8 protein-coding genes are annotated in these 16,501 nt (G+C 68.9%); 6 read left to right on the plus strand and 2 right to left on the minus strand.

Features of this window, described 5'->3' with window-relative positions; all coding sequences use genetic code 11:
• The first annotated feature begins 24 nt into the window (after positions 1 to 24).
• The 4 genes from DL991_RS29720 to DL991_RS29735 all read left to right on the plus strand — a co-directional run bounded on the left by DL991_RS29720 (position 25) and on the right by DL991_RS29735 (position 7,284).
• On the plus strand, positions 25 to 3,213 hold the full coding sequence (locus DL991_RS29720) for a BTAD domain-containing putative transcriptional regulator (protein WP_125787665.1): 3,189 nt from the start codon (positions 25 to 27) through the stop codon (positions 3,211 to 3,213).
• 147 nt (positions 3,214 to 3,360) lie between these two features.
• Positions 3,361 to 5,937: an FtsX-like permease family protein gene (locus tag DL991_RS29725; RefSeq protein WP_125787666.1), complete on the plus strand. Its 2,577-nt coding sequence runs from the start codon at positions 3,361 to 3,363 to the stop codon at positions 5,935 to 5,937.
• Positions 5,930 to 6,622, plus strand: coding sequence for an ABC transporter ATP-binding protein (locus DL991_RS29730; RefSeq protein WP_125787667.1), 693 nt, complete (start codon positions 5,930 to 5,932; stop codon positions 6,620 to 6,622). The genes DL991_RS29725 and DL991_RS29730 overlap by 8 nt, the downstream gene beginning before the upstream one ends.
• The gene (locus DL991_RS29735) at positions 6,619 to 7,284 is read left to right on the plus strand and encodes an ABC transporter ATP-binding protein (RefSeq protein ID WP_125787668.1); all 666 of its coding nucleotides are present in this window, start codon (positions 6,619 to 6,621) and stop codon (positions 7,282 to 7,284) included. Before DL991_RS29730 ends, DL991_RS29735 begins: the two co-directional genes overlap by 4 nt.
• Before the next feature lie 196 nt (positions 7,285 to 7,480).
• On the opposite strand, the gene DL991_RS29740 is transcribed toward DL991_RS29735, so the two are convergent.
• Positions 7,481 to 9,109, minus strand: a complete 1,629-nt coding sequence (locus DL991_RS29740) for a tannase/feruloyl esterase family alpha/beta hydrolase (RefSeq protein WP_125787703.1) — start codon at positions 9,107 to 9,109, stop codon at positions 7,481 to 7,483.
• Between the two features lie 215 nt (positions 9,110 to 9,324).
• On the opposite strand from DL991_RS29740, the gene DL991_RS29745 reads away from it, so the two are divergent.
• On the plus strand, positions 9,325 to 13,617 hold the full coding sequence (locus tag DL991_RS29745) for a GH92 family glycosyl hydrolase (protein WP_125787669.1): 4,293 nt from the start codon (positions 9,325 to 9,327) through the stop codon (positions 13,615 to 13,617).
• A gap of 90 nt (positions 13,618 to 13,707) precedes the next feature.
• Here DL991_RS29745 and DL991_RS29750 read toward each other — a convergent pair whose 3' ends face one another.
• Positions 13,708 to 15,108, minus strand: a complete 1,401-nt coding sequence (locus DL991_RS29750; RefSeq protein ID WP_125787670.1) for an MFS transporter — start codon at positions 15,106 to 15,108, stop codon at positions 13,708 to 13,710.
• 210 nt (positions 15,109 to 15,318) lie between these two features.
• On the opposite strand from DL991_RS29750, the gene DL991_RS29755 reads away from it, so the two are divergent.
• Positions 15,319 to 16,428: a serine hydrolase gene (locus tag DL991_RS29755; protein WP_125787671.1), complete on the plus strand. Its 1,110-nt coding sequence runs from the start codon at positions 15,319 to 15,321 to the stop codon at positions 16,426 to 16,428.
• Positions 16,429 to 16,501: the final 73 nt, after the last annotated feature.

Raw genomic sequence — 16,501 nt, forward strand, 5'->3', positions numbered from 1 at the left:
GTGGTCCGCGCTAACGTCGGTTTCGTGCGTTTCGGAGTACTGGGACCGCTCGCCGCGTGGACGACCGCGGGCGAGCCCGTCGTCGTGCCCGAGGCCAAGGTCCGCCTCCTGCTCGCCGCGCTGCTCAGCCGGGAGGGCAGGGCGGCGTCGGTGTCGTCGTTGACGGACGATCTGTGGGGCGAGCATCCGCCGGGCAATCCGGGCAACACACTGCAGACCAAGGTCTCCCAGCTGCGCCGCACGCTGGATCGGGCCGAGCCGGGTGCCAGGGAGATCGTGACGCATCAACCGACCGGGTACGTCCTTGCCGTCGAGGCCGGTGACCTGGACGTCCACCGGTTCCGCGCGCTCACCGCCCGCGCGCGTGACACCGTCGATCCGCGCGCGCGTGCCGCGCTGCTGGCGGACGCGCTGGCCTTGTGGCGAGGCCACGCGTATGCCGGATTCGAGGACGAACTCTTCGCCGTGGCCGCGGCACAGCGGCTGGAGGAGGAAAGGCTGCTCGCCGAAGAGGACAGAGCCGAAGCCCGGCTCACGCTCGGCGAACACGGCCTCCTGACCGGGGAACTGGCGGCCCTGGTGTCGCGGCATCCGTTGCGCGAGCGGCTCCGCGGCCTGCTGATGCGCACCTTGTACGCCGCCGGGCGGCACAGCGAAGCGCTGGAGTCCTACGCCGAGCTCCGGGCTCGTCTGCGTGACGAGTCCGGTCTCGAACCGGGACCGGACCTCGCGGCCCTCCACCAGGCGATCCTCACCCGCAGTCCGGACCTCGAACCCGTCCGCGCCGCCGAGCCGGTGCGCGGGAACCTGCCGGAGTCACTCACCGAACTGATCGGCCGCACCACGGCGGTCAAGGAGGTCGGCGCGCTCGTCACCGACACGCGGCTGGTCACCCTCACCGGTCCCGGTGGCGTGGGAAAGACCAGGCTCGCCATCGAGGCCGCCTCGAAGCACGCGATGGCCGACGGCACCTGGCTCGTCGAGCTCGCGGGCCTGGACAACGTCGAGTGCCCGACGTGCCCGCCCGAAGACCTCGTCGCCGTCGTCCTGGCGGCCGTGCTGGACCTCCGCGAGGAGGCCACGTCGGCGAAGTCGGTTACGCAGTCGCTGGCCGATGCCTTGCGAGACAAGGAAATCCTGCTAGTCCTCGACAACTGCGAACAGGTCGTCGAACCGGTCGCGGCGCTGGTGGAACGGCTGCTCGCGGCGGCGCCGCGGCTGCGTGTGCTCGCCACCAGCCAGGAACCGCTCGGATTGCCCGGCGAGAACGTCTGGGCGGTGCCGCCGCTCGAACTGCCCGAGCAGGCGGATTTCGCCGCCGTGCGGGAATCGAGCGCCGTCCGGCTGTTCACCGCCCGTGCCGCGGCGGCCGCTCCGGGGTTCACGCTGGACGCCGAGAACGCGGCCGTCGTCACCCGCATCTGCCGCACGCTCGACGGCATCCCGCTGGCGCTCGAACTCGCCGCCACCCGGGTCCGGACGCTCGGTGTGCACGAACTCCTCGCCCGCCTCGACGACCGGTTCGGCCTGCTGTCCTCGGGCAGGCGGGGCGGGCCGCGCCGCCAGCAGACGCTCCGCGCGATGATCGACTGGAGCTGGAGCCTGCTGAGCGAGCCCGAGCAGATCGTGCTGCGCAGGCTCGCCGTCCACGCCGAAGGCTGCGGGCTCGACGCGGCCGAGTCGGTTTGCTCGGGCGGCGGAATCGCCGCCGCCGACGTCATGGACCTGGTGTCCCGGCTCGTCGACAGGTCGCTCGTGGTCAGCAGGCCGGGCAGATCCGGCGAACCGCGGTTCCGGCTGCTGGAGTCCGTTTCGGCGTACGCCTTGGAACACGCCGAACGGGCGGGCGAACTCGACGAACTGTCCTTACGGCATGCCCGTTTCCACGTCGAACTGGCCGAACGCGGTGACACGGGGCTGCGTGGGAAGGAGCAGCGGCGCTGGCTCGACAGGCTGGACGCCGAGGGCGCCAACACCCGGCGTGCGCTGGAAACGCTGCTGAGGCTGGGAGAACACCGGCTCGCGTTGCGGCTCGTGAACGCGACGACCTGGTTCTGGTTCCTCCGTGGACGGCTCAGCGAGGCCCGTCGCTCGCTGAACCTGGTACTCGACACGAAGATCGACACCGGCGACGAGTACGCGCAGGCTCTCGGCTGGTGCACCGGCATCGCCGTCCTCGACGGCACCTGCACCGAGGGCGCGGCGGAGGACACCGTGTGGGGCATCGCCGATTCTGTCGCGCGGGCACGGACGCTGTGGTTCCTCGGCTACGCGTGGTCCACGATCGGCGACCTGTGCCGGGCGGAGAAGCTCACCCTCGGCGCGCTGGAAACCGCCCGCGACATCGGCGAAGACTGGAGCGCCGCGGCCGCGCTGAGCGACAGGGCAACCCATCTGATCGCCGGTGGGGACCTCACCGGCGCCGGCCGGATCGCCGCTCAGAGCGCTGGGGTCTTCGATGGGCTCGGCGAACGCTGGGGCTGGCTTCAAGCGTCGTTCGTCGTCGGTGTGCTGGCGTCGATAGCCGGGAATTACGACCACGCCGCCCGTGTCCATCGGGAAAGCCTTCGCCGCGCGGAGGAACTCGAGCTGTGGCCGGAGGTCGCCTACAACCTGTCATGGCTGGGCCGGACGGCACTGCTCACGGGCGACTTCGAAGGGGCGAAGGAGTTCCATGAGCGGGCCAGGACGTTGGCCGTCGAACACAGTTTCAAACCCGGCGAGGTCTATGCCGAGACAGGGCTCGCACTCGGCGAGCGACGTCAGGGGCTGTTCGAGGAGGCCGAACAGCGCCTGCTGTCCGTACTGGACTGGCATCGCCGCGTGGAGTCCGAAGCGGGCAGCACGCTCATCCTCGCCGAGCTCGGGTTCATCGCCGAGCAACGCGGAGACACGGCGAAGGCGAAGCGGCTCCAGCTGGACGGCCTCGTGATCGCCCGTCACAGCGAGGATCCCCGTGCGATCGCCCTCGGTCTGGAAGGTCTGGCCGGGGCGGAGGCAGCAGCCGGCTCGTATCGCGCGGCCGCGCGGCTGCTGGGTGCCGCGGCGGCTTCGCGGCGATCGGTGGGCGCTCCCCTGCCGAAGGGGGAACGTGGCGACGTCGACAGGATCACCGGCGTCGTGATGGCGGCGCTCGGAGAAACCGCATTCTCGGCGGAGAACGCGGTGGGTGAGCGGACACCGATCGATCAGTTGGTGACGGACAGTCAGTAGGCGCGCACCCGTATCACCACAATGGACCAGGCCTTACTTCACGTCAGCAACAAACGGTGATTTCTTTCTGTCGCCAAAGCCCCCCGACCGGTAGCGTGCGTAGCCATGCGGGTGAGGTGGGGGGCTCCCGGCGGGCCCAGGGTGACAATGCCGTGGCGAGCGGCTCCGAGGGCGGCACTGACCAGTCCTCTGACTTTGATCATCGCCGCGGTGACCGCCTTACTCGCCTGTTTCCTCGGCACCGCCGCCATCCTGCAGGCTTCGGCCGCGGGCGGTGCCGCGGTGACGTACCAGTCCGGCATCGCGTGCCCGGACTACTACGGTCCCGTCTTCAGCAAGGACACCGTCCCCGCCGCGGTCGCTCCGCAGGTCGTCGACTCGGTCCGCCGCAACGCTCCGGCGCACGGTTTCGCCGCGCCGGTCACCTCCCGGTACACGCCGTACCTCACCGGCACCGAGTTCAACGGCGACCCGAACTACAAGGTCGTTCTCGCCCACCGGGATCAGGCTCTTCCCGGCCATCTCGACCTGACGGACGGGTCGGCGGGCGCCGGATTCTGGCTCGGCACCGTCGTGGCCGGGGCCGAAGGGATCAAAACCGGGACCACGCCGAGCGTCCGCGGCACCCCGTTGCCCCCGGTGACCGGGTTGTACCGCGACCTCGCCGACCCGGCGCCGCGCTGGTGGTGCTCGCAGCAGCGGAACGCCGTCGTCAGCAGGCTCGCCAACGACCCGCTCGACTCGGTCATGTTCGCCACCGACGGGAAGACCTTCGACGACACGGTCCGCGCACTGGGCATCCCGGTGATCAAGACGCTGCACCTGTCGTTCTACGAGGCTCCTCCCAAGACCGTGAGCGAGGCCGAAGACCTGCAGGAACGTTCGAAGGCCCTCATTGCCGCGGTCAAGGCGGATCTGGGTGCCCGAGGCCTCGGTGACGCGATCGTCGGCTCGCTGCCGTTCGAGCGTTCGGTGGAGATCAGCAACCAGGCCGAATCGAATGTCCTGATCTCGATCCTGCCGCTGGCGGCCATCAGCATCCTGGTCGGCTGCGCGGGGATCGGCACCGTCGCGTTGCAGTGGTACCAGCGGCGGCACCCGCAGCTGAGGTTGCTGTCCGCCCGGGGCAGCGGCCCGGGTGCGTTGGGCCTGCTCGCGGTCGCCGAACTCGGGCTCCCCATCGTCGCCGGTGGAGCCGCGGGCGGGGTCCTCGCACGGCTGTTGCTCGGGGTGTACGGACCACCAGGTGAACTGGACGACGGGGCGATGGTGTGGGGGTCGCTCGTCGCGGCCGCGATTCTGCTCGTTTCGCTCGCGCTGCTCGCCGGGGTGATCGCGCTCCGCACCCATCGGGAGTTCGAACTCGGCCGCGTCCGCTCGGGAGGTCGCCGGCGGGTGAAGTTCCTGGCGTTCTTCCCGTGGGAACTGCTCACCGCCGGGGTCGCCCTGCTCGGCTGGAACCGGCTGGTCGACTACAGCAAGGGATCCCGGATCGGCAACCCGCTCCCCCAGGTCGACCCGCTGGCGCTCACGTACCCGGTGTTCGTCGTGCTCACCGTCGGGCTCGTCGCCGCACGGCTGGCCTGGCTCGCCTTGCACGCGTCGCATCGCGCGCGGCTGTGGTCCCGGCCGGCGCTGCAACTGGCCATCCGACGGCTCGCCAGCGCCCGCGCGCCGGTTACCGGCGTGCTCGTGATCGGCACGCTGGCGATCGGGACACTGGCGACCGGGATCGGTATCGCCCGCGGCCAGGAAGAGGCGCTGCAAACGAAGTCGGCCATTTTCGTCGGGGCGGAGACGAGGGTCGACACCGAAAGCGTCGTCGGCACCGGACAGGTCCGGCTGCCTGCCTCGGTCGCCGACAGCACCACGATCGTCGGCGAACTGACCGGCACCGGCAATGTCGTGCTGGTCGTGGACCCGCGGACGTTCCGGCGCGCCGCCACGCTCGGCCCGCTCGACGGCGCCGAGGTCGACCGGTTGCTGAGCGGCCTGTCCAGCGCCGGCGCCGGTGTCCCGGCGATCAGGATCGGCAGCGACGCCGCCCGGAAGACCGCGCTGCCCGCCGGCCTCGGGGACGCCAGGGAGATCGGCGAACTGCCGATGTTCCCGATCATCGGCACCAAGGCCGGGTACGTGATCTCCCGGGATTCGCTCGGCGCCGCACAGCTGCGCGGCGTGCCCAAGTGGAGCGTGCTGTCCAGCTCGTCGATGACCCAGGTGACCGAGGCGCTGAGCTCCGTGGGGGTGGCGACGGCGGTCAACCGCGTCACCCGTGAGTCCGCACTCGACGCGCTCCCGTTCTACGTCGTGTCCTGGACGTTCTCGTTCATGGCCCTGCTCGGCGCCGTGCTCGGGGTGGTGGCGGTGCTGTCGCTGCTGGTCGCGGTCGAAGTCCGCCGACGCCAGAACGCGCTGGCCGGGGCGCTGGTGCTGCGGATGGGGATGCGGCCGCGTGCCCTGATGGCGAGTCATCTGATGGAACTGGGCGCGCTCAGCGGGCTCGCCGTGGTCATCGGTGTCGTCTGCGGTGTGTCGGTCGCGGGGCTTTCGGTGCCACGCTTCGATCCGGCGACCTTTCTCCCGCCGCAGTCGGCGCTGCCGGACCCGACCCCGCTCGCTTTGACCGTTCTCGCCGTCGGTGTGCTCGTCGTGGCGCTGGCGGGCTGGATCGCGATGCGCTCGGTGCGCACCGCCCGGACCGCGGAGTTGATCCGTGCCTGAGAAACCCATCTTCCGGCTGCGCGGGATCGGCGTCGACTACCAGACCCCGGCGGGCACCGTCACCGGTGTCGACGACGTCACCATCGACATCCCCGCGCGCGGGATCACCGTGCTGGCGGGGCCGTCCGGCTCCGGCAAGTCCACCCTGCTGCGGACGCTCGGCCTGTTCGAGCAGCCCGTGCGGGGCACGATCTCCTTCCAGGGCACCGAAACCGGCAAGCTTCGGCATCGCGACCGGCGAGCGCTACGGCGAAACCACCTCGGCCTGGTGTTCCAGAACCCGACCGACAACCTGCTCGCGTACCTGAGCGTCGCCGACAATCTCCGCGCGGCGGCGGAGTCGGCGGGGACCGAATGCCTGCCCGACGACATCCTCGATCAGCTCGGTCTCGGCGGGACCGGCAGCTGGCGGATCTCGGCACTGTCGGGCGGGCAGCAGCAGCGGCTCGCGTTCGGCTGCACCCTGGCTCGCCGCTCCACCGTCGTCCTCGCCGACGAGCCGACGTCCCAGTTGGACGAAGGGTCCGCCGACCGGGTGCTCGACACCCTGAAGTACCTGGCGGGCCAGGATTTCGCCGTCATCGTCGCCTCGCACGACGACCGGCTCATCGAACTCGGCAGCCGGGTCGCCCGGATGCACAAGGGCAGACTGGAAAAAGTCGAAGAACGGGAGGTCGTGCCGTGACGGCGGAACCCGCCCTCGAGGCCGTCGGGTTACGCCGCCGGTTCCCCCACCCCAGCGGCGACGTCGAAGTCCTGCGCGGGCTCGAACTGCGCGTGGCCGCGGGCGAACTGGTCACCGTCTCCGGCCGGTCCGGTTCCGGCAAGAGCGCGCTGCTGGCGCTGCTGTGCGGCTTCGACTCGCCTGATTCCGGCAGTGTCCTGCTGGACGGCATCCCGATAGCGGGCGCGCCGCCGTGGCATACGTGCGCCGTCCTGCCGCAAGCACTCGGCCTCGCGAACGAACTGACGATCGCGGAGAACGTGGCGCTGCCCTTGCGGCTCCGCTCCGACGTCCCCAAACCCAGCGCGAAGGACATCCACGCGCGGGTTTCGGGACTGCTGGAGGAACTCGGGATCGGTGAACTCGGCGACCGCTACCCGCTCGAGGTCTCGTTCGGGCAGCAGCAGCGGGTCGCGCTCGCCAGGGCGGTCAGCGGGCGGCCGCGGGTCCTGCTCACTGACGAACCCACAGCGCATCTGGACGCCGGGAGCACGCCGCGGGTGCTTCGGCTGCTGCGGCGATGCGCCGAGGAGGGCGCCGCGGTCATCGTGGCGACGCACGACGAGGACGTGCACCGGATCGCGGACCGGCGGGTCCGCCTGCTGGACGGCGTTCTTTCCTGACCGGTTATTGAGCGGTGTCGTGTCAGACGGTCGGTCAGCGTTTCCTCGGGAGGTTGTGAGTCGCTCTGGCGAGTTCTCTCTAGGTGCCCGCCCCAGGTACATGATGGCCCCCTTCCTGTACCTAGGCGCAAGGATGGGGTCCTTCATGTACTTGGGAAGGGGCCTTCACGCGCTGCCTTCGCGGCTGCTGGGACTGCTAAGGAGCGACAGGACCCGCCTTCCCGTACAGGTCGTTCCCGGCCCAGTGCACGATGTCCTGCGAAGGCCGCGATGGCGGGACCGGCACGAAGTTCGCGGCGTCGTCGACGCTTCCGGTGCCGTCGTACTTGGCCTGCAGCGGGTACGGGAACACCGGCCGGGTGCGGAAGACCTTGCCGTCCGCGTCGCGGCCGGTGGCGATGGTGCGGTCCGGTGCGGTGCCGCGTTCGACCCAGGACACCAGTTCCTTCAGCGGGTCGTACTCGGTCAGCTTGTCGCCGGTCGCGCAGTGGTACAGGCCGGGCACCATGAACAGCCGCGCCCAGCTCTGCGTCGCCGCGGGGCCGCCGTTGGCGCGGGTGAGCCGCTGGTAGTAGTCGATGCTGCCCGCGGCGGGGATCGCCTGGTCGGCCCAGCCGTGCCAGATCACGAGTTTCCCGCCCGCACGGCGGAATTCGCGCAGGTCCGTCGACATCGCGTTGGAGCGGATGCCTTCCGGGGTCAGCCGGTCGAATTCGCGTGCGGTGAAGGCGAATTTCTCGACGGACGAATGCGGTGTCCCGATCGGGTAGGCCATGTACTTCAGGTAGTTGTCGGCGAGCGCCTGCGCGAAGGGGACGCCGCCGGTTTCCGGTGACGGGATGATCCAGCCGTACCAGGAGAGCTCGGAGCCGACGGTCTGGCCGCCCGGGTACAGCTTGCGGCCGCGTTCGTCGGTCGGCGGCGCGTAGATCTTCTTGGTCGCCTGGACCTGTGCCGCGGTGAGGCAGCCTGCGTTGTCGGTGCCCGGCGGGCAGGCGATGGTGGCCGGGTCGAAGCGGCAGGTGCGCGGGTCGTCGATGGCACCGTCGCCGAGGCCGTCGGACTTGTCGCATGTGGACAGTGCGGCGGCGTGCAGGGCCGGGAGTTTGTCGGCGGTCAGGATCGGCTTGCCGTCGGCACCGGTGTTCACCTTCGCGAGCCAGGTCTGGTAGACGCCGAGCAGCGGGCCCCAGTATCCGGCGGGCGCGCCGGCGACGATGCCGTCGAAGTCGTGAGGGTAGCGCTGGGCCAGCAGGAGCGCCTCGCGGCCGCCGTCGGAGCAGCCGCTGAAGTAGGACTTCTTCGGCGGAGCGCCGTAGAACGCCGCGATCAGTCGCTTGGACGCCTTCGAGACCACGTGCGGCGCACGGAATGCGAAGTCGTCACGGGCGGCCTGGTCGTTCTCGGCCCACTTGCCGTCGTCGACCACCGAAGGGGTCTTGCCGACATGACCGTCGTCGGTGGCCGCGACCGCGACGTCACCGCCGTGCGGGAGGCCGCAGTCGGCGAACGGCGGCGTGTTGACCACGCCGCAGAACCCGCCGCAGCCGAACTGCAGGTACCGGCCCGCGTAGGTCTTGGTCGGCAGCCGGAGCTGGAACCGCACCGCCGGTTCGACGTAGCCGCGGACGTCGCAGTTCTCCGGTTCGGTCGCCGTCGCCGGCACCACGGTCGCGGTCTTGACGTGCGTGACCGCGCCGGGAAGGTCGTAGGTCCGCACGAGATCGGCGCAGGTGCGCACCGGGCGGAAGGTCGTTTCGCCGGCGGTGGCCGCCGGAGCCGTGAGTATCGAGCCCGCCGTGACGAGCGCTGCCACGCCGAGCATGGACAACCGCCGCATTTCCCCACCCCAGTTTCCGGATCGGCTTCAGTTGGCTCATTCACCCTGGCCCCGCTCCCGTCCGTTGTCCACCAGGTTTGGAGACATCCGGGTTGTCCACTTCGGGTCAGGTTTGTCCGGGTGTCTTGACATCGATGTCACAACCGAGTTTTTCTCTCTTGGCGTCACCGGTCCCCCTGCGAGAAAGCATTGGTGCAACGATGCCCCGAAGCGTCAGACCTTGGGTCTGCAGCCTTCTGAGTGCCACGGTCGTGGCGTCCGGGCTGGTAGCCCTCCCCGCCACCGCCGCGGCCGAAGAGGCCCCACCGGACTTCTACTCCTCGTTCGAGCGGGGTGAACCGGAGCCGACGTGGAGCGACACCGTCGACATCGACCCGTCGGGCAAGCCGAAGGCCTTCGGCGTCGACGGCGCGAACGCCACCACCATCCCCGGTGACATCCGCGGCAAGGTCACCGAGACCTCCGCCAACAGCGAGAACACCCCCAACGAGGGGGTTTCGAACCTCGTCGACGGCTCGACCGACACCAAGTGGCTGGCCTGGACGCCGACCGGCTGGGCGCAGGTCACGCTGTCCGAGCCGACGTCGATCACGCGGTACGCGCTGTCCTCGGCGAACGACTTCGACAACCGCAACCCGCAGGACTGGACGCTGCAGGGTTCCGCCGACGGCCGGACCTGGACCGAGCTGGACAAGCAGACCGGGCAGAAGTTCAGCGAGCCGTTCCAGACGAAGGAGTACCGCCTCGCGGCCGGGAGTGCCGCGTACAAGTACTTCCGGCTCGATGTCACCAAGAACAACGGCGGCCCGATCATGCAGCTTTCGGAGCTGCTGCTGGCCAACGAGGACCCGGCCCCGCCGGCGCTGCCGAACATGCGCAGCTTCGCCGACAGCGGTCCGGGCAGCGGCTACACCAGCAAGAACCGGGTGGGCTTCACCGGCCTGCGGGCGTTCCGCTACTCCGGCAGCCACAAGGCGCAGGGGCACGGCTGGTCGTACAACAAGATCTTCGACGTCGACATCCCGGTGGCGGCGACCTCGGAGCTGTCGTACAAGGTGCAGCCGGAGTTCATCCGCGGCGACCTCAAGTACCCGAGCACGAACGTCGCGGTGGACCTGGCGTTCACCGACGGCACGTACCTGAGCCAGCTCGGCGCGGTCGACCAGTACGGTTTCGGGCTCTCGCCGCAGGGCCAGGGCGCGAGCAAGGTGCTCTACACCAACCAGTGGAATCTGGTGCGCTCGCAGATCGGCGTGGTCGCGAAGGGCAAGACGATCGACCGGGTCCTGGTCGGCTACGACAACGCCGACGGGCCGGGTTCGCTGCAGGGCTGGCTGGACGACATCAAGGTCTCGGCGACGCCGACGCCGCCGGCGAGCCTTCGCCCGTCCGACAACGTGCTGACCACGCGCGGCTCGCTGTCGAACGGGTCGTTCTCGCGGGGCAACAACATGCCCGCGACCGCCGTGCCGCACGGGTTCAACTTCTGGATCCCGACGACCGACGCGGGCACGTTGAGCTGGATGTACTCCTATCACTCGCGCAACAACGAGCAGAACCTCCCGGCGCTGCAGGCGTTCTCCGCGAGCCACGCGCCGAGTCCGTGGATGGCGGACCGGCAGACCTTCCAGTTCCTGCCCTCGACCGCGTCCGGGGTGCCGAATCCCGACCGTGAGGCGCGGAAGCTGCCGTTCAAGCACTCGAACGAGACCGCGCGGGCGCACTACTACGGCGTCGACTTCGAGAACGGGATCAAGACCGAGGTGGCGCCGACCGATCACGCGGCGCTGTACCGCTTCAAGTTCCCCGGCGCGGACTCGAACCTGATCTTCGACAACGTCAACAACAACGGCGGGCTCACCCTCGACCCGGCAGGCCGGGCGATCACCGGGTACAGCGACGTGAAGAGCGGGCTGTCCGCCGGTGCGACCCGGATGTTCGTCTACGCCACCTTCGACAAGCCGGTGACCGCCGGTTCGAAGCTGTCGACCGGTTCGGGTGACCAGAAGCGGGACAACGTCCTCGGCTATCTGAAGTTCGACGCGGGTGCCGACAAGACGGTGAACATGCGGATCGCGACCTCGCTGATCAGCGTCGATCAGGCGAAGAAGAACATGGAGCAGGAGCTCGCCCCGAACGCGACGCTCGAGTCGGTCGCCGACACCGCGCAGAAGGCGTGGGACGAGAAGCTCAAGGTCGTCGAGGTCGAGGGCGCGTCGAAGGATCAGCTGATCACGCTGTACTCCAACCTGTACCGCCTGTTCCTGTACCCGAACTCGGGCTTCGAGAACGTCGGCACGGTCGAGAAACCGGTGAAGAAGTACGCGAGCCCGGTGTCGCCGAAGACCGGCCAGGACACTCCGACGCAGACCGGGGCGAAACTGGTCGACGGCGAGTTCTTCGTCAACAACGGGTTCTGGGACACCTATCGCACGGTGTGGTCGGCGTACTCGCTGCTCAGCCCGGAGACCACCGGCAAGCTGGTGGACGGTTTCGTGCAGCAGTACCGCGACGGTGGCTGGATCTCGCGCTGGTCCTCCCCCGGTTACGCGGATCTGATGACCGGGACGAGTTCGGACGCTGCCTTCGCGGACGCTTATCTGAAGGGAGTCAAGGGTTTCGACGTCCAGTCGGCCTACGACTCGGCGATCAAGAACGCCACGGTGACCCCGCCGAACGGCGCGGTCGGCCGCAAGGGCATCGACGAGGGCACGTTCCTCGGGTACGCGCCGAACACCGCGGACCACGGGTTCTCGTGGGCGATCGAGGGCTACGTCAACGACAACGCGATCGCGAACATGTCGAAGAAGCTCTACGACGAGGCTCCGGCGAACGACCCGCGCAAGCAGGAGTACCTGGACAACTACGGGTACTTCACCGAGCGGGCCACGCAGTACGTGAACGTGTTCGACCCGAGTGTCGGCTTCTTCCAGGGCCGTGACGCGGCGGGCAAGTTCACCCGGAGCAAGGAGGAGTTCGACCCGGAGGTCTGGGGTATCGACTACACCGAGACCAACGCGTACGGCATGCGGTTCTCGGTCCCGCAGGACGGGCAGGGCCTGGCGAACCTCTACGGCGGCAAGGCGGGGCTGGCGTCCAAATTGGACGAGTTCTTCGCCAAACCCGAACAGGGGCTCAAGTTCGGCACCTACCCAGGGGTCATCCACGAGATGACCGAGGCGCGGGACGTGCGGATGGGCATGTACGCGCATTCCAACCAGGCCGCGCACCACACGCTCTACATGTACGACTACGCGGGGCAGCCGTCGAAGACGCAGGCGAAGGTCCGCGAAGCGCTGTCCCGGCTGTATGTCGGCAGTGAGCTGGGCCAGGGCTACGGCGGTGACGAGGACAACGGTGAGCAGTCGGCGTGGTGGCTGTTCGGCATGCTGGGCTTCTACCCGCTGCAGGTCGGCAGCTCGGACTACGCGATCGGCTCGCCGCTGTTCACCAAGGCGACCGTGAACCTGCCGGGCGGCAAGAAGATCGTGGTCAACGCACCGAAGAACAGCGCTAAGAACGTCTACGTGCAGGGTCTGAAGGTGAACGGCAAGCCGCAGACCTCGACGTCGCTGGCGCATTCGGCGATCGGAGGAGGCGGGACGCTCGACTTCGACATGGGCCCGAACCCGTCGTCGTGGGGTACCGGCCCGGACGACGCGCCGAAGTCGATCACCAAGGGCGACGCGGTGCCGACGCCGGTGCACGATCTGACCAAGCCGGTCTCCGGTGGGGACGCTGCGTTCTTCGACAACACGTCGCGGACCGAGGCGAAGGTGAAGGCGCCGATCCAGTATCAGGTGCCCTCGACGAATGAGGCGGGTTCGTTCTACACGCTGACTTCAGGCAAGGGCGCGGGCGACGCGAAGAGCTGGGTGCTGAAGGGTTCCTACGACGGGAAGACGTGGGCGGTCGCGGATCAGCGGACCGACCAGACGTTCTCGTGGCGTCAGCAGACCAGGGCGTTCAAGATCGCGAACCCGGCGCACTACGCCCACTACCGGCTCGAGGTCACCGCGACCACGGGCGGGGAGGCGTCGCTGTCGGAGTTCGAGGTGCTGGGCAAACCCGACGCGGCGTGCACGCAGACGATCACGGGCGAGCGCAAGGGACCGCTGACCGTGCGGGACGGGGTGACCTGTGTGGACGGTGCGACGGTGTCCGGTCCGGTGTCGGTGGCGGCGGGCGCGAGCCTGATCGTCCGCGGCGGGACGATCTCCGGTCCGCTGACCGCGAACGGTGCGGCGCAGATCGTGCTGGACCGGACCAAGGTGAACGGTCCGGTGGCGATCTCCGGGGCGACCGGTCCGGTCTCGATCGAACTGACCGAGATCGGCGGGCCGGTGGCGTTGACGGGCAACAAGGGGCCGGTGCTGACCGCGAGCACGATCGGCGGACCTCTGGCGTGCGCGGCCAACTCCCCCGCTCCGACGGACTACGACCTGCAGAACACCGTCCGCGGCCCGGCCGCCGGGCAGTGCGCGAAGCTGTAGTCCTCCGGTAAGTACGTGAAGGCCCCCTTCATTGCGTCTAGCGCCGTGAAGGGGGCCTTCACGTACTTAGGGCGTGTCGCAATTCGTCATCTACTTGCGGCCGCGGAGGATGCCGAAGCCGACGAGAGCCGCTGAAAGCAGGGTGAGTGCGAGACCGGCGTAGGTGATCGCGTGCTGGAAGTCCGCCGATTGCCGAGCCGTCGTCAGCGCGCCGGGGAAGACCAGCGCCAGGATGGTGCCGCTGAGCGCGATGCCGATCCCGATGGTGACCTCGCCGGCGGTGTCGACGAGTGCGGCTCCGATGGTGGTCCGGTTCGACGGCAGGCCACGCATCACGTTGGTGCCCGCCACGACACCGACCACGCGCATACCCGCCGCGACGAGGGCGAGAGCGACGGCGATCCAGACGTAGCCGAGCCCGCCGAACGCGGTGTAGACGGCGAGCCCGCACACGACCGCGCAGGCGCTGAGCCAGGCGGTCTTGGTGAGCCCGACGTGGGTGATCAGCGGGGTGACGAGGGTGCCGCCGGCGATCAGCACGACGACCTGGGGCAGCATCCCGATCGCCGCTTGGGCGGGCGCCCAGCCGAGACCGAACTGCAGGTGCAGCGTCACGAGGTAGCTGAGGCCGGCGGTCGCGAGTCCGGCCGCGGCTTTGAGCGCCAGGCCGCTGGAGACGAGTGGCCGGGCGATGAGCTTCAGATCCAGCAGTGGATGCCGTGCGGTCTTCTGGCGGAAGACGAAGCAGGTTCCGGTGACGAGCGCGGCCGCGGCGACGCCCCAGGGCGGCGCGGAGGCGGTGCCGGCTTCGACGAAGAACGTGGGAGTGAGAAGAGTGAGGATGATCGTCGTGGTCCCCAGCGCGGCGCCGGCGAGGTCGAACGGATCGCGGTGCAGGCCGGCGGGGTCATCGACCGGGATACCCGCCCGGATGCCGAGGAACGCGAGCGCCGCGACGGGCACGTTCACCAGCAGCAATGCTTGCCACGGCGCGAAACCGAGCACGAGGCCACCGGCGGTGGGGCCGATGGCGAGGCCGACCAGGCCCACGGTCGAGATCAGTGTGGTCGCGCGAACGCGCAACACGTCGTCGTCGAACAGGCGGAACGCGAGGGCGAGCGATCCCGGTGTCGTCATCGCGGCCGCGACACCCATGACGGCCCGGACGGCGATGAGCTGCCACGCGACGGTGACGAACATCGTGGCCAGGCTCGCCACGCCGAGCAGTACGAGCCCGGCGAGCATGACCTTGCGCCGTCCGATCCGGTCGGCCAGCGCACCGAAGGCAGGCATCAGCCCGCCGAACACGACGGAATACACGCCGGTCACCCATTGCAGGGTGGTCGTCGAGGCGGAGAGTTCGCGGCCGATGGTCGGCAACGCGACGTTGAGGATCGAGTTGTCGAGCATCTCGAACAGGAATACGGCCGAGAGCCCGGCCAGCGCCGGCCACGCTTCGACCAAGGACCGGCTTTGAACGTGGGTACGCAAAGAAAAACTCCTTCACTAGGAAGGAGTGACGGTTCATTCGATACCGCGTGTGCGTGTGCCGATCGGACAGCACATTTCTACCCCGATACCGTGATCTTACCATCGCTGCTCTGTTCGAGTGGGATGTGTTTCCCGCTACTGCGGGTAAGGAGCGCCGGACGCTAGCGTCGGCTGGGGAGAGCATTCGCGCTTACAGGGGAGATTTTTCTTATGGTGCAAAGAAAATCGTTGCGACCTTTGCTGAGAACCCGGCTCGTTGCCGCGCTCACCGTCGCCGGGTTGATCGCCACCACGGGTACCGCGCTCGCCGACACCAGCGCCGACCGCGCGGTCGTGCAGGAGGCACTGGACCAGATCACCGTGAACGGAGCGCTCGGCGTGCAGGCCAGGGTGACCGACGGCGTCCAGCGGTTCACCGCTCGCTCGGGTAAGGCGGAGCTGGGTTCGAATCGCCCGGTGCCGGAGAACGGCCGGTTCCGCGTCGGCAGCATCACCAAGACGTTCGTGTCGACAGTGCTGTTGCAGATCGCGGGCGAAGGCAAGCTCGACCTGGACGCGCCGGTCGTCCGTTACCTGCCCGGCCGGATCGACGGCCGCATCACGGTCCGCCAGGTCCTGCAGCACACGAGCGGCCTCTACAACTACACCAGCGCGTTACCGCTCGACCCGGACGAATTCGAGCAGATCCGCTACAAACACTGGGCGCCAGAGCAGCTGCTCAAGATCGCCACCGACAAGCCACTCGACTTCGACCCCGGCACCCGGTGGAGCTACTCCAACACCAACTACGTGGTCGCGGGTCTGCTGGTGGAGAAGCTGACCGGCAAGCCGTACGGGAAGGCGGTCGAGCAGAGGATCCTGAAGCCGTTGCACCTCGACGGCACCGAGGTCCCTGGCGACAACGTCGAGATCAAGGGCCCGCACGCCCACGGTTACGTGACCGTGGCGGGCAAGCCGAACGACGTCACCCGCATCAACCCGTCGGTCGCGTGGGCCGCCGGCGAGATCATCTCCACCACGCGTGATCTGGACACGTTCGTCGTGGCGCTCGCGAGCGGCAAGCTGCTCAAGCCCGCGCAACAGCGGGAGCTCAGCAAGACCACCACGGTCAGCCCCGAGTACGGCCTCGGCCTTCAGGTGCAAACCCTGCCGTGCGGCAGCAAGGTGTGGGGACACGGCGGCGGCATCCCCGGCTACTCTTCGCAGCTGCTGACCACACCGGACACCAAGAAGCGGCTGGAGCTCTCGGCCACGAGCGCGCCGACCGGGGGCGACCCCAACCCGGCGCTGCTCAAGCTGCTCGACGAAGTCTTCTGCTGAGATCTTCCGGGGTAGTGCCTGCAGTGGGTCGAGCGTGGAGGATTCAGGACGCTCAACGTCTTGAATCCTCCAC

The organism is Amycolatopsis sp. WAC 01375 (assembly GCF_003947325.1).
GTDB lineage: Bacteria > Actinomycetota > Actinomycetes > Mycobacteriales > Pseudonocardiaceae > Amycolatopsis.

Excerpts from the sequence above, each read along its gene's own strand:
- DL991_RS29740 (WP_125787703.1), bottom strand. The coding sequence starts at position 9,109 with ATGCTCGGCGTGGCAGCGCTCGTCACGGCGGGCTCGATACTCACGGCT.
- DL991_RS29725 (WP_125787666.1), top strand. The coding sequence starts at position 3,361 with ATGCCGTGGCGAGCGGCTCCGAGGGCGGCACTGACCAGTCCTCTGACT.
- DL991_RS29755 (WP_125787671.1), top strand. The coding sequence starts at position 15,319 with ATGGTGCAAAGAAAATCGTTGCGACCTTTGCTGAGAACCCGGCTCGTT.
- DL991_RS29745 (WP_125787669.1), top strand. The coding sequence starts at position 9,325 with ATGCCCCGAAGCGTCAGACCTTGGGTCTGCAGCCTTCTGAGTGCCACG.